The organism is Brevibacillus sp. NL20B1 (assembly GCF_018195675.1).
Classification (GTDB): domain Bacteria; phylum Bacillota; class Bacilli; order Brevibacillales; family Brevibacillaceae; genus Brevibacillus; species Brevibacillus aydinogluensis.
In genome coordinates this window covers 227,494-250,702 of sequence record NZ_JAGTPT010000001.1, presented here as the reverse complement: position 1 = coordinate 250,702, position 23,209 = coordinate 227,494, and the positions used below count along the sequence as shown (strand labels likewise).

Here is a 23,209-nt window from a genome sequence, read left to right as displayed (position 1 = left end):
TTTGGAAAAATAGCGCCTCAACGATTATAACCGAACAACTTTCGAAAGGTAAATTTAAAAACAAGGACAAACGCGTATTTTTTTCATTAAGATATTGTAAAGGTTTTGTAAAGACGCATGACAAGCGAAAAACACCCGCCCTATTCCGGATGCGGGTGTTCAATTATCTCCAAATGTTTCCTTCCCTCAATGGTGCGCTACCAAAATGCAGTCTTTCTTTTTTTTCGCTTCGTACATCAGGGTGTCTGCCTTCGCCGCCAGTTCCGTTGCCGTGGACGCGTGCGCGGGAAACGAGGCAATGCCGATGCTGACCGTTACGCCCCCAAGATCCTCCCGAACATTGCGCTGGATTCTCTCCCCCACGGCTACACCGTGCGGCGTTTCCGCATGAGGCAGCATGATGACAAACTCCTCGCCGCCCCATCGGCCGACCGCATCCTGCGCGCGGATGCTGCGTTTCAGAATGTCGGCAAAGCGGCACAGCAGCTCGTCTCCCGCCAAGTGACCATGGCTGTCATTGAATATCTTAAAATTGTCCAGGTCGATAAACAGCAAGGTAACCGGATAGTCGTGGCGGCGGGCCCGCTCTATCTCCTTTTCCAGCAATGCAAAAAAGCGGCGGTTGACAAGAGCACCTGTCAGCGAGTCCAGACTGGCCTCCTCTCTCAGTCTCTCGGCATACAATCCCATCTGGTAACCCGCTGCTGCCTGCATCACCGCGACCACTGCGGCCAGTACGGCCGTCAGCTGATGGGACGGCAGTCCGTATACAACCGTCCACAGCAGGCTAAACAGGCAGGATATCCCCAACCCTATCCAACGTAAGTCCAACGATATCCCCTCCGACGTAGTTCGCACAAAAACGCGTTGGATATGATACAAAAGACCTAAATAACCACGGAAAATATAGGACTTTTATCTTATTCATAGGAATATTTTACCTGTCTGTTCCAGTGAGTTCAAGGAAAAAAATCGCCAGCGCAGTGTCGGGACAACGTGTAAACCGACTCGCGTATCGCTCGCTCCGTTCGCGACCCCTCTCATGGAAGCCGTGCTCACGCAAACGGCATTAACGAAAAACTCAGTATTCAGATATGTATAAACCTTCTTTTTCATTTCACAAAAAATTCGTATACTACTAAAAAATTCTTTTATCAGAAGCGAGGAATTTACCACATGGCATGGCTTCAATCCGTCTTTGCACGTTATGACTCGACCATCTGGATCCGCGTAATCGGGACGATTCTGACCACATTTGCCGGATTCATGCTCCGACCCTTCCTGGCCTTTTATCTATATGAGAGAATGGACAACAATCTGGTGGTGGCGGCCATGGTGACCAGTCTGCAGCCGCTGACCAGCATGATCGCCGGACTTTATTCTGGAGGATTGGCTGACCGTTACGGACGAAAGCCGTTGATGGTGGCCGCCCTGGCGATCGAAGCGATCTCCATGGCTGGTTACATCTGGGCGGAGTCCCTCTATGACTTTGCGGCTTTAACCATTCTGAACGGAATCGGCTCGTCCCTGTTCTGGCCGGCAGCCAGCGCACAGGTGACGGACGTAGTTCCGGAGGAAAAGCGCAGTGAGGTGTTCGCCCTGCTGCATACCGCCCTCAACCTGGGCGCGGCGGCGGGACCGCTGATCGGGGTTACGCTGTACAAAATCAACCCGGCAATCGTCTTCGGCATTTGTTCGGCCGCACTCTTCACCTATATGCTGCTGATCGTGTGGAAAGTACCGGAGACACTCCCCCGTGAGAAACGGAAGCAGGGCAGCCAAGGCCAAGCAGACAAGCCAAAAGCGCCCAAGCTGCGGCTGCACGAGCACACCACCCTGTTGTGGATGACGCTGGCGGCCGTTCCGGTCTCGCTCCTGTACTCCCAGGTGGAGATCATCCTGCCGCAGCACCTGCGGACGCGCTTTGATGATTTCCTGACCGTGTTTGCCACCTTGATCACGATCAACGGCCTGCTCGTCGTATGCTGCCAGATCGTGATCGCCAAGTTTGCCGAACGTTTTCCGGCCCATCGCGTCATCCTGCTGGCCTACCTGCTCCTCGCCTGTGTCGGCATCGGCTACGGCTGGGCCCCCACCTTTTTCCTGCTGGTGGTGGCGGAGGCCATCTTTACACTGGGCGAGATGCTGTACGGCCCGCAAATCCAAAAGGCAATTTCCGTCATGGCGCCGGAAGCGTACCGCGGCCGTTACTTTTCCATTTTCGGGGCCAACTGGAGCATCACTGGCGCGATCGGCCCGTCGCTTGGCGCCGTGTCGTTCCGCAGCATCGGCGGCGCCTACTGGTTTTCCCTGCTCGCCGTCCTCCTGCTCGTCGCCGGCCTGTTCCAGTACCGGCTGGTGAAGCGGGCCATGAGCCAGCGGCAGCCGGCTCCTTTTGACGGTTCCAAGCCTCCGATTGCCGCGTCATAAAGGGCGGCTGGCGATTTCCCGCCAACGACCGCCTGCAGCTCAAGCGATTCTGTTCTCGCTCCCTTCCGCTTTCGTTTTGTTTTCCCGTGTGTCACGAATCGGACAACTGCGTTTAGGGAAAACTGGAACTACTTACCTGACGAAAAGGAAGGGATTGCGATGCCCCGCATCGAAGCCACGGCGACCGCTGTTCCTGAACATGTAATCACTCAGGACGATTCCATGGCGGTCGCCCGTGCGTTTTTCCAACAAGCCTTCCCCGACATTGATCGCCTGCTCGCCGTCTTTGCCAACAGCCAAATTCGCAAGCGCCACTTCTGCATGCCGCTCGACTGGTTTACAACAGAACACGGGTTTGCTGAAAAAAACCGGCTGTACGTGGAGCATGCCGTCTCCCTCGGTGCCGAATCCGCCCGGCGCTGCCTGAACAAGGCCAACACGGCGGCTTCGGAGATTGACTGCCTGATCTTCGTCTCCAGCACGGGCATCGCCACCCCAAGCATCGACGCCCATCTAATCAACCGCTTGGGCCTGCGGCCGGACATCGCCCGCGTGCCGCTGTGGGGACTGGGATGCGTCGGCGGGGCGATGGGTCTTACACGGGCATTTGAATACGCCCGGGCGTACCCCAGAAGCCGCGTCCTGGTGGTGGCAGTAGAACTGTGCGGATTGACATTTATCCGACAAGACCTGTCCAAAAGCAACCTGGTCGCCACCTGCCTGTTTGCTGACGGAGCCGCTGCCGTGCTGGTGGAAGGTGATGAGGTGAAGCGGCCGTCTGCTCCGCCCCGCCTCTGTTTCATGGGGGCACGCACGACAACATGGCCGGATACGCTGGACATCATGGGCTGGGAACTGACCGAACCGGGCCTGAAAGTGATTTTTTCCCGCGACATTCCCAGCCTGGTTCGGCAGTCGATGCGGGCCAACGTCGAGGGATTTCTCGGACCGTTTGGCGTATCTGTCCCGGACGTGCAGCGATTTATCTTCCATCCCGGCGGGGCGAAGGTGCTGGCCGCCTACCGGCAGGCGTTGGGGATTCCGGCAGAAGCCACACGGTTGGCCGAGGACGTCCTCCGCGACTTTGGCAACATGTCGTCGCCCACCGTTTTATTTGTGCTGGAAAAGTGCATGGAAGAGGACTGGCAGCCGGGCGAAAAGGGACTGCTGGCCGCCCTCGGACCTGGCTTCAGTTCGGAGTTGATCCTGTTGGAAGCGAGGTGAGCAGAGCGTGAGCTTTTTTGTCACCGTCTATACCGTCGTCGTCGCCCAACGCCTGCTGGAACTGGCCCTCGCGCGGCGCAACGCCCGCCACATCCTCGCCGCGGGCGGACGGGAAGTAGGGGCCGAACACTACAAGTACATCGTCACCCTGCATGTGCTGTTTCTTGTCAGCCTGCTCGCGGAGGGACTCCTCCATGAGGGCAGGACCGCGCCGTGGTGGGCCTGGACATTTTCCGTATTTGCACTGGCCCAAGGACTGCGGTACTGGTGCATCGTCAGCCTGGGAAAACGCTGGAACACGCGCATCTACATCCTTCCCGGCAGCGAACCCGTGCGGCGCGGCCCGTACCGCTTCCTGCGCCATCCCAACTACCTGGTGGTGTCGATTGAACTGCTCGTCCTGCCGCTCACTTTTTCCGCCGTCGTGACCGCCGTCGTCTTTTCCCTGGCCAACTTTTGGCTGCTGTGGCGCGTCCGGATACCCACGGAAGAGCGGGCTGTCTACGACCGGCCGTAAGCGGTACGCATTGTGATCAGGGGAAAGGACGACTGCCGCTTTGACATAACAAACAACCCGGACAAATATGCAGTCCGGGTTGTTGCTGTTTGATGGAGACGGATCAGAGGAGATGGATCAGACGATCAAGCCTGCCGTCTGCTGTACCCGCCCGGCAGGCAAGCGGGGACGGTCGAGATCAGGACATCAGTTCAGTCCTTGGGCATCGTCGATCGTCCCCATTTTGTACATATCGCTCACCTGCTCTTGGGTGATGTTCACCTCCTGGGATTGCTCCGCATCTGCTTCGGACTCTGACGCAAATGTCCTGATCGATGTGTCAGCAGTGCGGTCCAATTCATTTTGGCGCTCATCTGCCATGTCAGTTCCTCCTTCCTGATTTAGGTCAATTCGTAGTGTGTGCGGCTTCCCTGCCATTTAGCCAAAGCGAGCGCGTCAAAAAACCCCTTCTGCATCGAGAAGGGGTTAGGGGCAAGAGCGTGTTTACTTGTCGTTGTTCGCATACGGCACCGACCAACTCCAGCCGTGAGCCTGAGTGATATCGTTGGTGCTGGCAGCCGGTTTCACCACGATCACGCTGTCCTCTACCGGAGCAGCCACCCAACCGTGAGCCACGCCGGTGGGTTGCTCGCTTTTGGGCGACAGGATGATCGTTTGATCTTCTACCGGCATGGCAATCCATCCGTTTTGCGTGGTTACTTGTGCTGTAACGCTCGACTGAACTACGAACTGATCCTCAACCGGCATGTTGATCCAGCCGCTTTGGTTGGTGACAGTCGCGTTGCTTCCCGGCAGGACCACCCACTGATCCTCTGTCGGTATGTTGATCCAGCCGCTTTGGTTGGTGACAGTCGCGTTGTTTCCCGGCTGGACTACCCATTGATCCTCTGCCGGCATGTTGATCCAACCGTGAGCCTGAACAGCTTCGTTTGCATAAGCAGCGTTCGCGAACAGAGTGGCGCCGAGAACCATGGTTCCCATCAACAGTGTTGTCGATTTTTTCATTTTCGTACACTCCCATCTTCTGTTGGTTCACGCTGTCCTGTGAAATATCCCCCGCCCGCTGCTCCGATACGGCAAGTAGGTTACTGCAAGCCTTGCTTCAGTTTTCGGAGATAGAGTGTAAACTGTTCCAGTTCGCTGTCGGTCAGGTTTTCCAGCAGTTTGGTGAGGAGTTCCCTCCGTCTGGACAACAATCGCTCCATCAGCGGAACCGCTTTGTCCGAGAGCGTAACCCAGACGACCCGCCGGTCCTGTTCATCACGGAGCCGATTGACGTAGCCCGACTTGACCAGTCGATTCAGTGCGATGGTGGTGGCGCTGTTCGACTGCTTCAAGAGAGCGGCCAATTCGGACACCGTGCTGCGCTCTCTGTCATAGAGCACCCGCAGCAAGATGAACTGCTTGGGGCTAATTACTTCTTCTTCCAGCAGCCAATGGCTGATGAAGAAGCGAGCCAACTCAACAAACACCTGATCCAGTTCCTCGATTTTACCGGCGCGGGACATTTCGCTCACATCATCACCCTTTTTCAAAAATTCATACTTTTACTATAAAAATATATCGGCTGTTAACAGTCTGCGCAAGCGTTATTCAGTCGGCCTCTGAAAAAGGGGATGTGAGTAGGACAATACGTTTACCGTTTAATATTTTTACTGTAAAACTTTTTACATTGACATCTTACCGCAAAATGGCAAACGATGCAAGGGGCGAGTTCCGTGACAAATTCGTGACGGACAATTGGCGAAATACAGCCTATTTTCCACCTATTTCCACGAAACAACTTCCGTTTCCGTCCGTATCGTATGTATAATATATGTATAATAATAGATACGGCAGCGCCTCCTGTTTTCGAAACCAACCGGCGGCCTCCCGACAAACCTGATACATAGGAGATTGGCATATGGAACATACGCAAAGCACGGCAAAGGCAAAATGGAAAACGGAATTGGCAGACTGGTTGAAATCGTTCGTCTTGATTGGCGGCTTGACCGCCTTTATCTATGTGTTTGTGATGGCCCCTTACGTCGTTCAAGGGCGTTCCATGGAGAGCACCCTGCACGACCGCGAACGGGTGATCGTCAACAAGGCAATCTATTACCTGCAGCAGCCGAAAAGAGGCGAAATCGTGATCATCCACCCCGACGCGAGCGGGGAAAACTGGATCAAGCGAGTCGTCGCCGTCGCGGGTGATACCGTGGAGGCGAAAGACGATCAGCTGTATGTCAACGGCCAGCCTGTACAAGAGGAATACCTCACCGCCAACAAGTTGAAAGCGGCAGCGAACGGCATCACACTCACCGAAGACTTTGGCCCGATCACCGTCCCCCCCGGCCACGTCTTCGTCATGGGCGACAACCGGAACAACAGCATGGACAGCCGGGTCATCGGCCCCGTCAGCCTGGAGCACGTGGTCGGCCGGGCGGAACTGGTCTACTGGCCGTTGAACAGCATCCGCCTGCCCAAGTAAGTGCAGCCGGGATGCTGGTTTTTGCATGAGAACAACACATGCGGTGTCACGGGCGCATCTGACCAACACGACTGATAATTTTCCGTATGTTGCACAACATAAAAGGGTAATCGCATGCATCAATCCCACAATCAGGAGGTCGTTTTTTCGTGCATACGATCACCCATGCCCAACAAGAATTGTCTCAGTGCAAACAGACCATCCAGCAGTTGATCCAACAGACAATGCAAGCAAGCGCCACCTACCGCCAGCTTCTGCAGCAGGAACAGCAAAACGCCGCCACGCTGCAGCAGTTGGCTGCTCGCGAGCAGCAGGCGGTCCAGATGATTCAGCAGGCTCTGCAAGGTCATGACATGGCGATTCGCCAGATGCAGCACGCGATCACGCTGTGCGAGCAAATGGAGCGGGAGCTGCAGCAGTCAGTCACACAGCAGATTCCCTTGCAGCAGCAGCCGTCACCCCTGCCAACCTACCAGACCCGTCACTGATTCGGCCGCATTCACGGTGCGGCGGACATTGACTGTCGCGAACAGCACACGGCTCTCCGCGTTTCCCGTCCGGATTGCGCGGAGAGCTGTGTTTCGTTTTGGAACAGGTTCCTTAAACCGCACGTATCCCAGATTCCGCCAGACAGCGACGGCAAGGAAACGGGGAATCGTCAGTCATGGGCGTTTCCGGATGGTTTTCCCCTGCTTGCTGCCGTGTGCCGTGAGCACCCACTCGCCCCGCTCTTCCTCCCACGCGTAACGGTATAGGTGATTGACCGCATCGGACGACTTGTAGACAATCAGCGCTTCCTGGCCATCGTGTTTAAGAAACAGGCCAGGGATGATGTCGCCGACCTTTCCGTTTACGGCTACCTGTGTCCAGGCTGCATCCAATCCTTTCCACGCTTTTTCCGACAGGTGAGATGCCTGCTTCCCTTGCTTGATCCCTCGGTCGAATTCATACTCCTCCGGATCGATGCCGAAACTTTCAAACACATCCCGGTACACGTCGTGGAGAAACAACTTGATTTGGAACGAATGCAGGAATCCGCTCTTGTTCGTCAGCAGCAACAGCTTATCATGCGCGTACACATAGGTCGGCCCCGATGCTTTCATCGGAGTAAAGCCCGTCTTTAGCTCAGCGCCAGTGAAGGTTAAGGTAATGTGGCCCGGCACGGAAAAATCCTCGTCGATCTCCACCTTTTCCGCTTGCCCCGGATTGGGGAAAAACACGACGTCCAGCTTCCCTTGGTTGGTGGTCAGCCGAACGGCTTGATTCGTTGCCGCAAAAACGTCTGCAAATGGCGACGGCTCGATTTGAGTGAGCTCCAGGTCGGTATACGACTTCAGGAATCGGATGAATTCCTCAGCAAACGGGAACTGCTCCTCAACAGATGGGTCTGCCGGCTCCACGACAGGAACGCGGCCGCCTCCCGCATCGCGCTGCCAGTCCATAACAACAGGCGTCAGGAGGAACGCGCCCGCCCCGCAGGCTGTCGCCACGGCCGCGATGGAGACTGCGGCACGACGGAACCTCCCCTGTTTTTGTCCGATCCTTTCGCGGATGTTCCGTTCGATCCGCTCCATGTCCGCCCTGGACGGTTGAAATGCCATCCGCTTCGCCGCTGCCAGCTCGCGCAGCCTTTTGTCTAAATCCATCGCTCCTCCTCCTTGCGCATCAATGCTTTCAGCTTTTCCCGCGCCCTGTGCAGGCGGGTGTAGACTGCTCCGGGTGTAATGCCCAGGATTTCGGCGATCGTTTCCACTCTCAGTTCTTCGTAGTAGTGGAGAATGAGTACCTGTTTGTGCCGAAACGGCAGCGTGTCGATCAGCCGTGACAACGCGGCCTGTTCGTCCTTCCGCATGACCTCCTTCTCGATGTCGGCGCACGCTACACGGTTTGCCTGGGAGGCGGAAAACCGTTTGCGAAACACCCCAGAGCGCAGGTACCGTTTGGACTCATTGACCGCAATCCGATAGAGCCATGTCTCAATCCGGCTGTCTCCCCGAAACGCAGACAGATGCTTGTACACCTTGAGGAAAACCTCCTGGGTAATGTCCTCCGCAGCCGTCCGGTCGTTGACCAACCAGCAGCACAGCCGGTACACCCGAGCCATCTGCGTCTGCATCAGTTGTTCGAATGCGGCATCCCTGGTCTGGTTCAGTACGGCACCGTCCGTCAACAGATGGTTCTGTTCCAGCGTTCTCCCTCCTTTCTCTCTATTTAGTTAGATACAAGCGGCCATTTTTTTCTTACAGAATAAAAAACCGCCGGGATTCGTTCCAGGCGGTCGTCTCACTCCGGCAGCCGCACGAACCGACGACGAAAGAAGCGGCTGTCCGTCGTCCCCTATCCGGGGCGGAAAGCCGCTTCGTCAATCTGTCAGTATATCGGATGCCTAACGAGCCTGCACCTGACCGCTGTCCTGGAAGTACTCTTCCAACGTAACACCAGAGGACATGATCTCCTTGGCCACTTCTTTTCCGACATAGCGGATATGCCACGGTTCGTAGGCGTAGCCGGTGATTTCTTCTTTCCCTTTCAGATAGCGGATGATGAACCCGAATTCGGCGCAGTGCTCCGCCAGCCATTTGCCTTCACGGGTATCGGCAAACGGCTCCTCCAGCAAGGTGCTGGGATCGGTGCCTGCTACGTCGATAGCCAGGCCGGTCTGATGCTCGCTTTTCCCCGGCTGGGCGCTGTAGCGGTTCGCGTGCTCAGCTCCCTGCGTTTTCACGTAACCTTCGAACAGTCCCTTTTGCGTTTGATACGAACGGTAACCGGAGACACCGTACAACTGAATACCATCCTGTTTCGCCTTGGCGAACAGCTCCTCCAGGGCACGGGCCGCTTCTTCGCGCAACAGGCGCTTCTCCGCCTTGCCGGAAAACGTGAACGGCACGTTGGGTTCGACCAGACGAGGCGGCACGTAATCGGCGGGCAGGGCCCGTTCCTTGTTGACCACCACGACCAAATCGTCCGGATTGGTAACGGTCGGAATGCCGTTCACCATCGTCACGGTCGCAGCGAGAGAGGGTTTGACTGTGATCGTCACGTCTTTGCGTTCGCCCTGATACTCCACGGTAACGGTCGCTGTGGAACCGGCCTTTGCCTGGGAAGATACGGAAAGCTCCCCGTTGGAACCGACTGTCACGACATCGGGCGCAGAAGAATGATACGTGACGCCATCCCCGTACGGCAAGGTCTTTTTGGCCCCCGGTGCCAGCACCATGCTGTCCGGAACGGCGGCCAGGCTGATCGATGAGGATGACGGAGCGTTAGCCCCATCCGTCGAAGTCGGCTGCGAGTCCGCCGGAGCGGTCGGCTGCAGCCCTTCACATCCTCCCAACAGCACGGCGGAGAGTACGGCTGCAACTGCTAGACCGGCGGGTTTTCGTGTTTTCATGCGATATACCTCCTGGTTCCTTGCACACACATGTGTATTGTTCTACCTTACCATGTAGAATGACGGAATCATAGCCTTAAATGTTACGCTTTTTGCCAGGTTTGCTCCCTCAACCGTACAAAACGGGAAACAGCCTGCCGACGATGCGCGCATAATCTCCCCTATTATACACCCCTGCCTGACCAATACGTCATACCGTTTCTTCCCACATGTGCAAACAACCAAAAGACCCTGCCATGTTCGGCAGGGCCTCGAAGGGAATAATCTGTTTACGGTTTTTTGAGGAGGACGGCTGCTTCTTTCGCGTCCCAGCTAATCGTGTAACCGAGCGCTTCGGCCACTTTTTTCACCGGCAGAAACGCTTTGCCGCCCACTGTGACGACGTCCTGTTGGAAGCGGGAGGGGTCGCCGCCCAGTCCGAGCAGGAGTTTTTTCGCCTCGACGTACGCGGTACCGTTGATCAACGCCTTCTGGTCAGCCGTGTACGGGTAGACGTGGCCGTTCACTTTCAGCACGAACGGTCCTTTTTCCACCGGGGGAAGCGGCTCCGGCTCCGCCGACGTATACGCCACCGCGTCCACCCCAAGCACGGTTCCTTCCCGCGTGTTGTCGGCTCCTCCGTACATTTTGCCGGTCTCAAAGTCGTATATGATTGCCTGCACGTTTCCGATGTCTTCCGGATGCTCGTTGAACACGTGCCCCTTGGCCATCAGTTGGAGGATGACGTCCTGGTCGATGCCCGCCTCCCAGGTGACGTTGGGATAGCTGCTGGTAAAGATGCGCGGTGCGAGGATGGCGTCCTGGATCTCCATGCCGTGCTCGATCACGTTCAAAATGGTCTGCGACACGGAGGCGATAATCGTGGAGCCTCCGGGCGATCCCACTGCCATGAACGGCTTGCCGTCCTTCAGCACGATGGTCGGGCTCATGCTGGAGCGCGGACGCTTACCCGGTTCCACCTGGTTGGCTCCGCCCGGCACGGCGTCAAAGTCGGTCAGCTCGTTGTTCAGCATAAATCCGTATCCGGGGACCATGATGCCGCTGCCGAAGACGTCTTCGATCGTCGTCGTGTAGGAGACGAGGTTGCCCCATTTGTCCATCACGGCAAAGTGGGTCGTCTGCTTGACGGGTTGGGGGTCGGTCAGATTCAGGGCCGGCACCGGCTTCTTGTCTGTTTCGTACTTCCAGGGATCGCCGGCAGTAATCTCAGGGTTGGCCGCATCCGGCCGGATCAATGAGCGCCGCTCCTTTATGTAGTCGTCGTGGATCAGGCCCTGTTTGGGCACGGGGTAATAGTCTTCGTCCGCCATGTACGCGGCCCGGTCCGCGTAAGCCAGACGGTTGGCCTCGATCAGATTGTGCAGGTATTCCACCGAGCCAAACCCGGCCTTTTTGTTGTCAAAGCCCTCCATCAGCTTGAGAATCTGGATCACCGTCAATCCGCCGGAGCTGGGGGGAGACATGGAGACCACTTCGTAGCCGCGGAACTTGGCGCGCACCGGCTCGCGTTCCTTGACCTCGTACCGCTGCAAATCGTCCATGGTCATGGAACCGCCGGTCCGCTGTACTTCGCGCACGAGTGCCTCACCGATTTCTCCCTTGTAAAAGGCGTCCGTCCCCTTTTCCTTGATGAGTCGGAAGGTCTTCGCCAAATCGGGCTGGATCAGCAGATCGCCTTTTTTCAAGGGCGTACCGCCTGGCACAAACACTTCTCCGGCCGTCTTGTGCTTCAGCAGTTTGTCCTTCGTGGCGGCGATATATCGGGCGGTCACCCCGTTTACCTCAACGCCCTTCTCTGCCAGCTCGATCGCCGGCTCGATTACCTCGGCGAGCGACATCGTGCCGTATGATGTCAGCGCCTTATCCACACCGAGCAGCGTGCCGGGCACCCCGACCGCCTTGCCGTTGGTGTGCCGTTCGGCAAACGGGATTGGCTCACCCTTTTCATCCAGAAACATCCGGGCGTCTGCTCCCTGAGGAGCCATTTCCCGGCTGTCAATGACCGTGATTTTGTCCTGATCCTTGAGGTAAATCATCATGAAACCGCCGCCGCCAATCCCCGACATGTGCGGCTCCACCACGTTGAGGGCAAATTGGATCGCCGCTGCGGCGTCCACTGCATTGCCGCCTTTTTGCAGAATGTCCCGGCCCACCTGTGCCGCCGCCGGGTGGGAAACCGCCACAATGCCCTGTGTCGCTCCGTCCGCACCTGCAGGAATTCCCGGCACGGCCGCCTGCACCGGCGCTGCCAGCGACACCAGCGCCGCCAAGGACGCAAGAAGCACTTTTGCCTTTTTCATTAAATCCCTCCTCACCCTCCGGTGATCTATGAAAATTATTATATTTCTGAATATTAGGCCCGGTCAACGTGAGAAAGGCGCGAGTGCATCTGGGACAAAAGGACTGAACCCAACGAAAAAAGCCACCCGCATGACGAGTGACTGTTCTTCGAAGCGATGTTCAATCAGGCTGTTTTCGGCATCCGCTGCCGAGCTGTCCAGCTACGGCATGATCACCAGATTGCTGACCACCGGACGCTCCCTGCCGTCGGAAGGCTTGTTCAGAATCTTGCCATTGTAGTAGAAGGCGCTGGAACCGCCGCCGTCCAGATTGTAGGCGTCCACCACGTGGAATTCCTGCAGTTTGCGCTGCGCTTCTTCCAGCGTGACGCCGTTGCTCCACCCCTTGCGCCGCCCGTCGATGACGATCAGCAAGAGGTCGCCGTTGTCAAAGTGGCCGATCAGCGTACGCGGCTGCCGGGCATTGGCCCATTCGCGCGGAATCGGCATGCGCTTGCCGTCCTTGAGGAGCGTCGGCAGGAAGCTGGCCCCCTGCAAAATCCCCTGCTGGGTGATTTGCTGCTGCGAGGTGATTTTGCCGCCGACCAGCCGCCCTTGCTTGTTGAATCCGACGAAGCTCAGATTGGTGTTCGTCGAAAAGGTGCGAATCTTGCCGTCAACGACAGTAATCCCAAGCGGGGTCAGATAGCCGTTTTTATCCTTCATGAAGCCGCCGGCGTTGATCGCCAGCACCGCTCCCGTGCGTTTGCCGGCGCTGCTGGTCGTCTCTCCCTTGCTTTTGACCGCGTCATGCGCCAGCACCATCCGCAGCGCGTTGGGGTTTTTCAGCCGTACTTTGGCCATGTAACCGCGGTATCCGGCTTCTTCCAAGGAATACACTTTGACGATGGAGTTGGGGCCAAAGCTCTGCCCGACCGGATTGCCCAGCATGCTGGACAAGATCGTGTCCAGCACGTCGGCTGACTTTTGCGTCTGCGTTTTGCTCGTCTCCAACAGGTTGTTGATTGATTTGTGCTGTTCCTCGTACTCCCGTTTCTCCTTGTCCGCCCGGCTGCGAAGCTCTTCCATGATGGATGACGCCTCGCGCAGTTGGTCATTTGTGTCATCGAGCTGCTTCATCAGCGCCGCCACCTGATTGCCGGTCGCCTCCACCGGCGGCGTCAACTGCTCCACCGGCAGCTTGTCCACCGGGTTGGCCTGGGAAAACGCCAGCAGGAACCCCACCGCCGGTGCCAAAAGAAACGCGAAGAAGCGGTGAATCTTACCAGGCACGGGCCGCATCCTCCAGTTTTTTCAGCGACGCCTTCAGCTCACCCAACTGCTTGTTGAGCTGATCGATCCGATCCTGCAGGGCTTGTTTGGTCTTGTTGGTGCCGCCGATGGTTTCGCCTGTCAGCTGCAGATCTTCCTGGAGCGTCGCCAATCCGCTCTGCACCTGTTTCATTTCGTTTTGGACGAGCGCCAGTTGTTCTTCTACCTGCTTCATCTGCTGCTCGTTCTGAGCCTGCACCTCTTGAAGGCGCTGGGTCACGAACTGCTGCTGCTTGTCCAGCGTGTGAACGGCAAACGCGTATCCGACGCCGGCCAGTCCCAGCCACAACAGCACAGCGATGACTGTGGGCACAAGCGAGCGCTTATCGTCCGTCCCGGGAGCGACCGCCCGCACCAAACTGGTGAACAGGCCGTTTCTCCTGCGCTTTCCTCCCTGCTTCCCCTGTTCCGGGAGGCGCAGTGTGGTCGATGAAGTCGATGAAGCGGTAACGTACTTGTCGCTCATCTGCTCTCCCTCCTCTTGTGCGACATGAGTTGACATTTTATTATAACACAATCACGGCAGGCGACACCGCATTGCAAAAAAGATCGGAACGCTCCGATCTTTCTGATTACGGCCCAATCTTCCACTCATGTTGAAGCTGCTCGTGCAGTTGCAGCAAAAATCCGATCGGAAAAGCCATCGCCGTCTTCCGGTCAGGCCAATCCAACCTGTCGCACAGCCGTCGTGTGATTTCCAGGGCCAGTATCATTCGCCTGTCCTCCGCCATGGTCATCAGGCGATCAACATAGGCGGAGAGAAGCTGCCAGTCTTCCCGGGTGATTGCCTGTTTCTGCTGTTCGGTCAACACAAAGGGCGGTGCATCCGCCATCCAGCGGGCAAGTTTCCGCTTCTTGTGTCTTCGGGATAGACGCATCCCCTCGTCTTCCAACACGACAATCGTTCCGGCCACCATGTCGCCGATCCGTTTGTCCCGGGGATGAAAAAACACGACCAATCCGCCGAGAAAGTAGCCGGCCGGGAGATTGTCAATAATGCGGAACAAGTTGCGAATCACGGCGGACAAAAACGTCAGCGACTGGCCGTTTTCCTGGATGACGCGAAGGCCCATCCACTTCTTTCCCAGCGTCTGTCCGCCGCGGAAGTACTCCATCAGCAAAAAATAGGCGAAATTCAACACAGTCAGGACGATCAGCAGGATAGCCAAGGCGTAGCTATTTTCATCCTGGAAAAATTCCTCTTCACTGCCAAATACGACTATGACAATCAACACAAATACAGTAAGATTAACCAAGAGAAGGAGCAGCGTGTCAATCAGCTGGGCCGCCGCCCTGCTGCCCAACCCGGCCGTTTGAAACCGGAGCTGTACGTGCTCGGGAGTGACGATGGCCGTTTCTCTGTATGGGCGGTCGATGCTTTTCTGATCACTCATGGGTAAAACGTTCTCCCTTCTCCGAAACGAGTAAGTACCATTCATATTCCTATTATTTGTAAATAGACCACGCAAACGGAGGGTTCATCGTGAATGTGACGTCGTTTTGGCACACCCACAAATCCACCTGGGCCGAACTGGAGCGGCTGCTGGATCGTTTTCACAAGCGGCCGCGGGAGATTGGCGCGGCTGACATTGACCGGCTGACGCTGCTGTACAAAAAGACCTCTGCCCATTTGGCCTACATCCGCACCTATCACCCGCACGATGAGGTGACCCGCTACTTGAACCGACTGGTGGCCCGTGCCCACAACATCGCGTACAAGCAGCAGTCGACCAGCGGCGGACAGCTCTCCCGTTTTTTCTGGGTCAACCTGCTGGAGTTGATCCGCAAACGCCTGCCGTTTATCGGCTGGGCGGCCGTCCTGTTTCTGATCGGCGGCGTTTCCGGATTTGCCGCCGTCATGGCCGATCCGCTGAATCTCTACTACGTCCTGCCGGAAGGGATGGCCGAACGGATCGATCCCAGCCAGCTCGGCCAGGGACACGCAGCGATTGACAGTCCGTTGATCTCCACGGAGATCATGCTCAACAACATCAAGGTAGCGATTCTCGCCTTCATCAGCGGTGTGACGCTTGGCCTGGTGCCGCTCTATCTGCTGCTGTTCAACGGCCTGCTGGTCGGAGCGCTGGCCGCGGTCTACTGGCAGGCGAACGCCAGCTACGCGTTCTGGGCCTACATCCTGCCGCACGGCGTGATCGAGCTGACGGCCATTTTCATCGCCGGCGGGGCCGGTCTGCACATGGGCTACCGCATGCTCGTACCTGGACCATACCACCGCAAATACCAGTTCCTGCAGGCGGCCAAGGAATCGGCCCAACTGCTGCTCGGAACGCTGCCGCTGTTTGTCGTCGCCGGTATCATCGAAGGGTACATCACGCCCTCCGCACTCTCCCTCGAGGCGAAATACGCGGTGGCGATTCTCACCCTCATCGTCATTGTCGGCTGGTACATATACGGGCTGAAGCGGCAGCGTCACAGCGCTTCTCTCGCCTTGATCTCCAAGTAGCGGTTCACTACCGCCAGCGTGAGCTGATCGGCCGGGACGTCCAGCACCTGGATGCCCGCGCCGATCATGTTTTGCTGAAACGCTTTCCGATCAAGCTGGAAGCGCTGGGCCAAGGCCTTGATATACGCCAGGCGGCTGCTGACAGTCTCCGCCTTGTTCCAGGCGTGCAGCAGCGGGTCGGCCAGGGAGAGCAATAACAACAGGTGACTGCGCCGAAACCGCCTGAGGTACGCAGCCATCTGATCTTCAAGCAGGTAGTTTTCCATGTCGGAAAACAGCACCGTCAGGCTGCGCCGCTTCTGCTGCCGAAACAGGTACTCCAGCGCCTGCAGCGGATTGGATTCGACGAAGTCGCTCTGCAGGTCAAAGACCGCGTCCAGCAAGGTGTGCAGGTGGGCAAGCCCTCTGCCCGGCGGCACGTACACCTTGGTTTCATGGGAAAAGGCGAGCAGCGCCACCTGATCCCCCTGCCGCAGGGCGACGGCGGCCAGCGTCAGCGCCGCTTCCAACGACAAGTCCAGCTTTGTCCGGCCGTTCAGCTCCACGCCCATCATCCGGCCGCAGTCCAGGAGAATTGTCACAACTTTTCCCTGCTCAGGGCGGTACTGGTTGGTCATCAGGCGGCGCGTCCGCGCAGAGGCCGACCAGTTGATGTGGCGGGGATCGTCATCCGGTACGTAGTCGCGGATCGCGTGAAACTCTGAACCCGACGTGGCCCGACGCATCACTTTCCTGCCATCGACGATCAGGCTTTCCTGGAGCGAGTTGAGGTACCCGCGCACGGCGGACAAATCGGGATACACCTTGACCGACTGCTTGCAGGACAGCTTTGCCTGCTTTTGCCACAATCCGATGCTCCCCCTGTAGCGCAGATACAGATGAGACAACGTGTACGTTCCCCGCTCCCTGGCGCGGGTTTCGTAGCGGACCGTGACGGAGCCCGGCGGCAGTTCTCCCGCGAGCAGCTCCAGCCGATCAAATGAGAGCGGCAAATCGTCGAGCAGTTCGTACCAGACGAGTTGGCCGCTCCTGTTTTCCAGGCGGATGCAGACGGGCAGCGCCCGGCCAAGATCAATCTGCTCCGGCAGTTCACGCACCGCGATCAGCTCCCTGCGCCTGGGAAGCGATGCCAGGTCGATTACGCTCGCGATGACGAGCAACCCGTTCACCATCCAGAACACGGCATACCCCCAGCCGAGCAGGTATCCCAGCGCCGCCAGCGGGCAGCCGGACAGCGCCAGGAGAATCAGCCGCCTGGTCGGCAAGATGAAGTCGTCGAAGAAAAACCTAGCGAGGAACCGGAATCGCGGCCAGCGTCTCATCAATGATGTGGTCACTGGTTCCCCCCTCCAATTCCACTTGCGGCGCAAGAATCAGCCGGTGGCGCAGAGCCGGCCGTGCGACTGTCTTGACGTCATCCGGCGTGACGTACGTCCGCTGATCCAAAACAGCCCAGGCCTTGCTCGCCATCAGGACGGCAATGCCTGCTCGCGAACTGGCCCCCAGCAGCAGCCGATTGGTCTCCCGCGTCTTGCGAATCAGTGTGGCGATGTACTCGATGATCGAATCTTCCACCACCACGTCGGCCAGCTTCCGCCGCTCGCGGACGATCTCCTCCATGCTGATGACCGGCTCGCTCCCTTCCGCCGGCTCGGCAAAGAATGGCACGTGCTGCCTGAGAATCTGCGTTTCCTGCTCATGCGACGGATAGGTGACCTGCAGTTTGAACAGAAACCGGTCCAACTGCGCTTCCGGCAGGGCGTACGTGCCTTCGTACTCCACCGGGTTTTGCGTCGCGATGACAAAAAACGGATCAGGCAGCGGATAGGTGACGCCGTGAATCGTCACCTGCCGCTCTTCCATTGCTTCCAGCAGCGCCGCCTGCGTCTTGGGGGGCGTGCGGTTGATCTCGTCAGCCAGAAGCAGGTTGGCAAAGACCGGTCCCTTCACCGTTTCAAACCGGTTTTGCTGCATGTTGAACACGACGTTGCCGATGATGTCGCTCGGCATCATGTCGGGGGTAAACTGAATCCGTCTGTATTCGCCGCCGATCAAGCCGGCCAGGGTGCGGACCATCTTCGTCTTGCCGATCCCGGGCACCCCTTCCAGCAACACGTGACCGCCGGCAAGCAGTGCCGCGAGCAGCAACCGAATGTTGTGCCGCTGTCCCAACACGCGTTTCTCCATTTCTTGCAGCAATTGTTCCACGTCTCATTCACTCCTTTTCCACGCGCTCTGTCATGTCATCCAGCATGCGGCTTTCGGCCACCAACTGCTTGAGCGAGCAGCGCCCCTCCGCCTTTGCCCTCTCGATCCGATCGAGCAGACTGATGAGCGAGGCCGCCTCCGCTTCGCTCCACCTCGCCCTGGCTGCCGCCGCGATTTCACTGAACGAAGCCCGGGTGTGAAGCCCCCAGCGCTCCTGCATGACCTGCCGCAGGTACGCCTCCCGGATCTTCAAGGCATCCAGGGTCAGGCGGCGCCGTTCGTACCAGCTCGCCACGGCCAGCAGCGTTTCATCCCCACGGCGAACCGTCCATTCCCGCAGGGTGTAGACAGGGCCAAATCGTTTGCCCTTCCGCCACAGCCAAAACAGGAGCACTAGCCCCAGTTGGGCCAGAGCCGCCACCAACCAACCCGGGTAGACGGCGAGCATGCCCGGCTGCTGCCGATAGCCGTGATGGTACTCATCCAGCCAGACGACGCTCCAGTCCCCCTGCAGGTACGGCCAGATCAGTTCGAAGTGGGAGTGGTTCATCACCTGCTCGTTCGTCAGCCACTCGGGCACGAGAAACAGCGTGACTGTGCCAGCCCCCACCTGCGTCCGTCCGGCGATGATGCCCAGATCGTCGGAGAGAAGCTTCTCCATGCCCGGCGTGTCGTCCAGCCGCTTGTGCGCATGCACCAGCCCGGTCCCGCTCTGACCGGGGATAGAGGTGTAGATGGGCCTCTCTTTTTTTGCCTCATCTCCTGCCTCCCCCGCGGAAACGGCCGACAGGTCAGCCTCCTCCCATCCGGTCGGATTTTTTTCAAACACGATCAGGTCGTTGCCGCTCTCCACCCAGCGGAGGATATCCTCCCGTTCGATGTCCGTCACCTGGAGCGGTTCGACCACGATCAGCGCCTGACCGCCGCCCGACGGCAAAAAGCGCCACGCTTGGCGCCACTCTTTGACGCCGCTTCGCTTTTCCCCCAGCAGCGTCGCGACTGCCTTGAGACCGGTTGGCTGGGGCGAAAACGAGACGTACGGCGGATACGACGGAGCTGCCGGATTGATGAACAGCCAGCCCAGCACGCTTAGCAGCAGTACGGCGGCGGCGAGAGCCAGACGGTATTTAGCGACGGTCCCCATGCTGTCCCTCCCCGCTCCACTGCTGTTCCAGCTCGCTCACATGCTGCCAAAAGACCGACTCCTCCACGCGCTTCCTGCCGTACCACACCTGTTCAAAGGCGTGTGCATGGCGGCGAAACAGCGGTTCCAAAGCCGGCTGGCGTTCGCGCAGCTCATCCATATACTCCCAGTTGGTCTTCCACTTTTCCACCCGGATCCACGACTGCTCCTGCAGATACAAGAGCAGGGACAGGAACATGAGGCGCATGCCTTCCCGCCACTCGCCCCGCTGTCCCATTTCCTTGGCTTCCCGCAGGCAATCGGCGTGCGTGCGGATGTGTTCCCCTCTCGAAAGCGGCGCTGCTTTTCGCTGTACCGTCCGCACCATCCGGCTGATAAGCCAGATGATCAGCACGAACAGGCCGATCAGAGCGGCGATGATGATCACACCCGACAGTGTGCTGACTGCTCCCGGCGACACGTCAGCGTGCTTCAGCAGGCGGCTGATCATCTCCACGATGGGCTCCATCAGCACATCCAGCCAGCTTTTTCCCTCCTCTGCCCGAACGGCATACTCATCGGCAGACAATATCTGCGCCAGCCGCTCCTTGTCGCGGGAGAGTTGATCCGCATCAATCATGGCTGCCATTCAACTCCGCCGCAGCCTGCCGCTTCAGCAGCGCCTCCACGTCTGTTCCTTCATAACGCAGCTTCAGATCCAGATAGGAAAGAGCGTAGACAATCATCATCCACGGCATCAGCAGGCACGAGACCAGCACCTGGATCAGCTTGCTCAGGATGGACGTGCCAAAAACGACGAGCGACAAGGCGGAAATGCCGCCAGAGAAGATGGTGTAGATCACCGTCATCACCAGGTACAGCGCTGCCAGGCGCCAGAAGTTGCCCTTTGTTATCTTCCAGCTCCTTCCAATACCAAGCCCTTCATGATCCAGCAACACTACCGGCAGGTAAAACCCCCAACGAATCACAAAAAAGCTCGATACAAGCACGACTGTGATAATCAGTGCGATGTACCCGCCGATTAGCCAACCGATGAGGGCGAGCGGTGAAAGATCGCTGTCATCCACGGTCGCCATGCCTACGATGCTGATGCCGACCACCATAAAAAGCACAGTCAAAATAACCAGGATGCCTGAAATGAACAGTCCAAATACAAACGTGCTGCCGGCGAGCGGCCACACCCGGCTCAGCGCCTGCTTCAGCGCCGCTTTCATGCTGATCGTCTCCCCTGTCACCCCCGCTCTGGTCATCAGCAGTGTCGCCGAGAGAGTCAGCGGATAGGCAAACAGCAACGTCAGCGGCACAATGACAAGCAGGTTCAACAGCAGGAGCCCCACGTTATCCCCCACGTTGTCGTTCAGGGCGGGGTCGGGCTCAACCAGGCGGTTTTGCCAGATTTCCCAAAAAGTCGACGATTCTTCATCGCTCTTCACCAGAGGCACGCTGTCAAAATCTGTCATTAATACCTCCTGCATCAGGAGACATGGTCCAAGTAGCAGCAACGTCAATAGAAAAAATTGAACAAAGTGATGCCGATAGAGAGAAAAGCTCCGATCCAGCAGGCTTCCCACTCCCATCGGTTTAAACTGCGAGTAATTCATGCACGAGACCTCCACCTATGTATTAGCGATTCCCCGACCATTATACACGAATTTCCTACGTTTTTAAAAAATTCCTCTATGTTTGGAAAAATGTGTCGAGTTCCTCCAGGACTGGCTCATTTTTTCACCTGCTGGATATTTGTCCAATTCCTGCATTCCCGCCGTGCATATACTACACCATGCACAGATGGAGGTGTCAGTAATGAAAGCGGCCAAAGCAGCAAAAAAGAGGATAGCCCGTTCCGCATCCCGCTCCCGTTCTCTCACTGTTAGAACAACGCGGCGCATAAAGAAAAATGACAAGACGCTGCGCGTATATGTCCGACCGCCGCGGGTGAATGTCACCACTCCGACCCCACAGGTGAACGTCACGGCACCCGAGGTTCGTGTGGACGCACCCCCGCCTGCCATCATCCCGGCTCCTGTCGTCAAAGTAGATGTCGACTCTCCGGAGACGGCGGATGCGATCAGCATGAACAGCCTGCGAAAGGAACTGGAACGCTGCATGAAAAACCAAAAAGCCGTTGAAGTCATCCTGTCCGTCGATTGGGGAGCGCAAAGTCGCCGTTACCGGTTCGGGAACCTGGTTCGCGTGGAAGACGGCATCATCGAATTGAAGCCTGCGCCCAGCGAAGAAGCTGTCCCTGGCAGTGTGATTATTCCCATGAATCGGATCGTGGCCGTCATCCCGACCTCCTGAACGTCTGTGGGGAGCAGACGAGTCTGCCTGCCGGCTCGGGCAAATCCCTGGATCGTTTCGCCGTCGCGTGCACGTTCCGCGCCTGGGCCGGTCTTCGTTTTTCCCGATCGTCTCCCATGGCGTGTCTGCTTTCCACAGGTGGACAAGCCTGTTTCGCAACGGATCACGCTCCGCTGAAAAAAGAAACAGGGAGGCGTATTCCGGCACGTACCGGTCATATCCTCCCTGTCTGCTTCCCAAACGGACGCGCTTTTTGGCCTGTCATCTTACAAGGCGAACGAATGAACGGGTGCTATCCGTTCCAGACCTGCAGCACTTCCTTTGCCACCCGGCTCCACGTGAATCGTTCCTCGGCCAAACGCCGGCCGGCGTTGCCCATTCTCCGCTGCAAATCGCGGTTGGAGAGCAGCGTGTGCAGCTTTTCGGCAAATGCCTGCGGATTTTCCGGCTGTTCGACCAACAGGCCGTTGCCGTTGATGATCACCTCTGGATTACCGCCTCGCTGCGTCGTGACAAACGGCAGTCCAGCGGCCATCGCTTCATAGTGGACGCGGGCGAGCGGCTCCTCCCACTGCGAGGGACAGACGAAAATATCGCCGGCCCAAAACCAGTGGTGAATCTGTTCGGCCGGCACGTATCCCGTCGTGATGACCGGAACGGGAGAACGCGCAGCCAGAGCACGGACGTAAGCCACGTAATCGCTCACTTTGTCCACGCTGTACCAGGAACCCCCGACCAGGACGAGCGCAATGTCGGAATGGCGGCGCGACAGTTCGTTCATCGCCCTGACCAGGACGTCGGCCCCTTTCTTCGGAGTGAGCCGTCCGACGAACAAGATGACCTGCTTTCCGTTCAGTTTGTACTCCGAGCGGAGCTGGTTGCGAATTTGCTTGGCCGTCTGCGACCGTTCCCACGGCACGAACACGTCCAGATTTACACCCGAATAGATGGTGCGCACCTTGGACGCCGCCTGCGGATACAACTCGCAGATCACCTTGCCGACGTAATTGCTGATGGTGATGATCCGCTCCGTTTCTTCGATCGCCTTGATAGCGACGTCAGGTTCAATTTTGGCTGGATCAAACATATCGTTATGCATGCTTAAAATGATCCGCGCGCGGGGACACACTTCCCGAATCAGCGGAACCAGGCGCGGTCGGTTGAATACGTGAATGATGTCGTACGAATTGTTGCGCAGATACTGGACCACTTCTTTCGCGTACAGCTCAAAGACGCCCTGTCCGTTGACACGCACGTACCGAACATTCTCCCTTGTTTCTTCTTGCGGAAGCGAGGGATCGGACGTCCCCAATACCGTTACGTTGTGGTGCTTGCCAAGTATATTGACGATACCGGCAATATAGGTTTGAATGGCACCGCCCCGGATTGGCGGTACGGGCAATTTTTCCGTACAGATCAGTAACCCCTTCATCCGAATTCTCCTTT

Annotated in this window: 24 protein-coding genes; 7 read left to right on the top strand and 17 right to left on the bottom strand. The window is 57.6% G+C overall.

From position 1 onward, the window contains the following. Window positions 1-186: 186 nt before the first annotated feature. Entirely contained in the window at window positions 187-831 is a 645-nt protein-coding gene (locus KDN35_RS01305; RefSeq protein ID WP_171564238.1) for a GGDEF domain-containing protein, read from the bottom strand. A 345-nt stretch (window positions 832-1,176) separates the two neighbouring features. On the opposite strand from KDN35_RS01305, the gene KDN35_RS01300 reads away from it, so the two are divergent. The 3 genes from KDN35_RS01300 to KDN35_RS01290 all read left to right on the top strand — a co-directional run bounded on the left by KDN35_RS01300 (window position 1,177) and on the right by KDN35_RS01290 (window position 4,171). Next, window positions 1,177-2,430 (top strand): MDR family MFS transporter, encoded by a 1,254-nt coding sequence (locus KDN35_RS01300; RefSeq protein ID WP_171564239.1) that lies wholly within the window; start codon window positions 1,177-1,179, stop codon window positions 2,428-2,430. Window positions 2,431-2,589: 159 nt separating this feature from the next. After that, a complete protein-coding gene (locus KDN35_RS01295) occupies window positions 2,590-3,654 on the top strand; it encodes a type III polyketide synthase (RefSeq protein ID WP_171564240.1) in 1,065 nt (354 codons plus the stop codon). A gap of 7 nt (window positions 3,655-3,661) precedes the next feature. After that, window positions 3,662-4,171 (top strand): isoprenylcysteine carboxyl methyltransferase family protein, encoded by a 510-nt coding sequence (locus tag KDN35_RS01290; protein WP_212131897.1) that lies wholly within the window; start codon window positions 3,662-3,664, stop codon window positions 4,169-4,171. Window positions 4,172-4,357: 186 nt separating this feature from the next. Here KDN35_RS01290 and KDN35_RS01285 read toward each other — a convergent pair whose 3' ends face one another. The 3 genes from KDN35_RS01285 to KDN35_RS01275 all read right to left on the bottom strand — a co-directional run bounded on the left by KDN35_RS01285 (window position 4,358) and on the right by KDN35_RS01275 (window position 5,679). After that, window positions 4,358-4,531: a DUF4025 domain-containing protein gene (locus KDN35_RS01285; protein WP_171564242.1), complete on the bottom strand. Its 174-nt coding sequence runs from the start codon at window positions 4,529-4,531 to the stop codon at window positions 4,358-4,360. 123 nt (window positions 4,532-4,654) lie between these two features. Then, the gene (locus tag KDN35_RS01280) at window positions 4,655-5,176 is read right to left on the bottom strand and encodes a hypothetical protein (RefSeq protein WP_171564243.1); all 522 of its coding nucleotides are present in this window, start codon (window positions 5,174-5,176) and stop codon (window positions 4,655-4,657) included. Window positions 5,177-5,256: 80 nt separating this feature from the next. Further along, on the bottom strand, window positions 5,257-5,679 hold the full coding sequence (locus KDN35_RS01275) for a MarR family winged helix-turn-helix transcriptional regulator (RefSeq protein WP_171564504.1): 423 nt from the start codon (window positions 5,677-5,679) through the stop codon (window positions 5,257-5,259). A 395-nt stretch (window positions 5,680-6,074) separates the two neighbouring features. On the opposite strand from KDN35_RS01275, the gene lepB reads away from it, so the two are divergent. Both lepB and KDN35_RS01265 read left to right on the top strand, forming a co-directional pair. Next, window positions 6,075-6,641: a signal peptidase I gene (gene lepB / locus KDN35_RS01270; protein ID WP_171564244.1), complete on the top strand. Its 567-nt coding sequence runs from the start codon at window positions 6,075-6,077 to the stop codon at window positions 6,639-6,641. A gap of 149 nt (window positions 6,642-6,790) precedes the next feature. Then, window positions 6,791-7,129, top strand: coding sequence for a hypothetical protein (locus KDN35_RS01265; protein ID WP_171564245.1), 339 nt, complete (start codon window positions 6,791-6,793; stop codon window positions 7,127-7,129). Between the two features lie 174 nt (window positions 7,130-7,303). Here the strand turns inward: KDN35_RS01265 and KDN35_RS01260 are convergent, their stop codons facing one another. The 7 genes from KDN35_RS01260 to KDN35_RS01230 all read right to left on the bottom strand — a co-directional run bounded on the left by KDN35_RS01260 (window position 7,304) and on the right by KDN35_RS01230 (window position 15,040). Next, window positions 7,304-8,287: a hypothetical protein gene (locus KDN35_RS01260; protein WP_171564246.1), complete on the bottom strand. Its 984-nt coding sequence runs from the start codon at window positions 8,285-8,287 to the stop codon at window positions 7,304-7,306. Further along, window positions 8,278-8,811: an RNA polymerase sigma factor gene (locus tag KDN35_RS01255; protein ID WP_230077118.1), complete on the bottom strand. Its 534-nt coding sequence runs from the start codon at window positions 8,809-8,811 to the stop codon at window positions 8,278-8,280. The genes KDN35_RS01260 and KDN35_RS01255 overlap by 10 nt, the downstream gene beginning before the upstream one ends. Before the next feature lie 216 nt (window positions 8,812-9,027). Beyond that, complete coding sequence (locus KDN35_RS01250; protein WP_249178833.1) at window positions 9,028-10,035, bottom strand: M15 family metallopeptidase; 1,008 nt, start codon at window positions 10,033-10,035, stop codon at window positions 9,028-9,030. A gap of 269 nt (window positions 10,036-10,304) precedes the next feature. Then, entirely contained in the window at window positions 10,305-12,335 is a 2,031-nt protein-coding gene (gene ggt / locus KDN35_RS01245; RefSeq protein ID WP_171564247.1) for a gamma-glutamyltransferase, read from the bottom strand. Between the two features lie 201 nt (window positions 12,336-12,536). After that, window positions 12,537-13,616 (bottom strand): phosphodiester glycosidase family protein, encoded by a 1,080-nt coding sequence (locus KDN35_RS01240; RefSeq protein WP_171564248.1) that lies wholly within the window; start codon window positions 13,614-13,616, stop codon window positions 12,537-12,539. Beyond that, entirely contained in the window at window positions 13,597-14,112 is a 516-nt protein-coding gene (locus tag KDN35_RS01235; protein WP_171564249.1) for a coiled-coil domain-containing protein, read from the bottom strand. Before KDN35_RS01235 ends, KDN35_RS01240 begins: the two co-directional genes overlap by 20 nt. A 106-nt stretch (window positions 14,113-14,218) precedes the next feature. Further along, window positions 14,219-15,040: an RDD family protein gene (locus tag KDN35_RS01230; protein ID WP_171564250.1), complete on the bottom strand. Its 822-nt coding sequence runs from the start codon at window positions 15,038-15,040 to the stop codon at window positions 14,219-14,221. Between the two features lie 89 nt (window positions 15,041-15,129). Here KDN35_RS01230 and KDN35_RS01225 point away from each other — a divergent pair, with 89 nt between their 5' ends. Next, complete coding sequence (locus tag KDN35_RS01225) at window positions 15,130-16,110, top strand: stage II sporulation protein M (protein ID WP_171564251.1); 981 nt, start codon at window positions 15,130-15,132, stop codon at window positions 16,108-16,110. Here the strand turns inward: KDN35_RS01225 and KDN35_RS01220 are convergent. The 5 genes from KDN35_RS01220 to KDN35_RS01200 are packed head-to-tail and all read right to left on the bottom strand — an operon-like array spanning window position 16,077 to window position 20,922. Then, complete coding sequence (locus KDN35_RS01220) at window positions 16,077-17,447, bottom strand: DUF58 domain-containing protein (protein ID WP_171564252.1); 1,371 nt, start codon at window positions 17,445-17,447, stop codon at window positions 16,077-16,079. The two genes, KDN35_RS01225 and KDN35_RS01220, sit on opposite strands and share 34 nt — an antisense overlap. After that, complete coding sequence (locus KDN35_RS01215) at window positions 17,398-18,318, bottom strand: AAA family ATPase (protein ID WP_171564253.1); 921 nt, start codon at window positions 18,316-18,318, stop codon at window positions 17,398-17,400. Before KDN35_RS01215 ends, KDN35_RS01220 begins: the two co-directional genes overlap by 50 nt. Before the next feature lie 7 nt (window positions 18,319-18,325). Then, complete coding sequence (locus KDN35_RS01210; RefSeq protein ID WP_171564254.1) at window positions 18,326-19,462, bottom strand: DUF4350 domain-containing protein; 1,137 nt, start codon at window positions 19,460-19,462, stop codon at window positions 18,326-18,328. Continuing rightward, window positions 19,446-20,090 (bottom strand): DUF4129 domain-containing protein, encoded by a 645-nt coding sequence (locus tag KDN35_RS01205; protein WP_212131896.1) that lies wholly within the window; start codon window positions 20,088-20,090, stop codon window positions 19,446-19,448. The genes KDN35_RS01210 and KDN35_RS01205 overlap by 17 nt, the downstream gene beginning before the upstream one ends. Next, the gene (locus KDN35_RS01200) at window positions 20,074-20,922 is read right to left on the bottom strand and encodes a DUF7847 domain-containing protein (RefSeq protein ID WP_249178832.1); all 849 of its coding nucleotides are present in this window, start codon (window positions 20,920-20,922) and stop codon (window positions 20,074-20,076) included. Before KDN35_RS01200 ends, KDN35_RS01205 begins: the two co-directional genes overlap by 17 nt. A gap of 502 nt (window positions 20,923-21,424) precedes the next feature. Here KDN35_RS01200 and KDN35_RS01195 point away from each other — a divergent pair. Next, entirely contained in the window at window positions 21,425-21,763 is a 339-nt protein-coding gene (locus tag KDN35_RS01195) for a hypothetical protein (protein ID WP_212131895.1), read from the top strand. 292 nt (window positions 21,764-22,055) lie between these two features. Here the strand turns inward: KDN35_RS01195 and KDN35_RS01190 are convergent, their stop codons facing one another. After that, window positions 22,056-23,195, bottom strand: coding sequence for a glycosyltransferase family 4 protein (locus KDN35_RS01190; protein ID WP_171564258.1), 1,140 nt, complete (start codon window positions 23,193-23,195; stop codon window positions 22,056-22,058). Between the last annotated feature and the right edge of the window lie 14 nt (window positions 23,196-23,209).

Coding starts and splice junctions, on each gene's coding strand:
- KDN35_RS01300 (WP_171564239.1), top strand. CDS start 1,177: ATGGCATGGCTTCAATCCGTCTTTGCACGTTATGACTCGACCATCTGG.
- KDN35_RS01295 (WP_171564240.1), top strand. CDS start 2,590: ATGCCCCGCATCGAAGCCACGGCGACCGCTGTTCCTGAACATGTAATC.
- KDN35_RS01285 (WP_171564242.1), bottom strand. CDS start 4,531: ATGGCAGATGAGCGCCAAAATGAATTGGACCGCACTGCTGACACATCG.
- KDN35_RS01280 (WP_171564243.1), bottom strand. CDS start 5,176: ATGAAAAAATCGACAACACTGTTGATGGGAACCATGGTTCTCGGCGCC.
- KDN35_RS01275 (WP_171564504.1), bottom strand. CDS start 5,679: ATGTCCCGCGCCGGTAAAATCGAGGAACTGGATCAGGTGTTTGTTGAG.
- lepB (WP_171564244.1), top strand. CDS start 6,075: ATGGAACATACGCAAAGCACGGCAAAGGCAAAATGGAAAACGGAATTG.
- KDN35_RS01260 (WP_171564246.1), bottom strand. CDS start 8,287: ATGGATTTAGACAAAAGGCTGCGCGAGCTGGCAGCGGCGAAGCGGATG.
- KDN35_RS01250 (WP_249178833.1), bottom strand. CDS start 10,035: ATGAAAACACGAAAACCCGCCGGTCTAGCAGTTGCAGCCGTACTCTCC.
- ggt (WP_171564247.1), bottom strand. CDS start 12,335: ATGAAAAAGGCAAAAGTGCTTCTTGCGTCCTTGGCGGCGCTGGTGTCG.
- KDN35_RS01240 (WP_171564248.1), bottom strand. CDS start 13,616: ATGCGGCCCGTGCCTGGTAAGATTCACCGCTTCTTCGCGTTTCTTTTG.
- KDN35_RS01235 (WP_171564249.1), bottom strand. CDS start 14,112: ATGAGCGACAAGTACGTTACCGCTTCATCGACTTCATCGACCACACTG.
- KDN35_RS01230 (WP_171564250.1), bottom strand. CDS start 15,040: ATGAGTGATCAGAAAAGCATCGACCGCCCATACAGAGAAACGGCCATC.
- KDN35_RS01210 (WP_171564254.1), bottom strand. CDS start 19,462: ATGGGGACCGTCGCTAAATACCGTCTGGCTCTCGCCGCCGCCGTACTG.
- KDN35_RS01205 (WP_212131896.1), bottom strand. CDS start 20,090: ATGGCAGCCATGATTGATGCGGATCAACTCTCCCGCGACAAGGAGCGG.
- KDN35_RS01200 (WP_249178832.1), bottom strand. CDS start 20,922: ATGACAGATTTTGACAGCGTGCCTCTGGTGAAGAGCGATGAAGAATCG.
- KDN35_RS01190 (WP_171564258.1), bottom strand. CDS start 23,195: ATGAAGGGGTTACTGATCTGTACGGAAAAATTGCCCGTACCGCCAATC.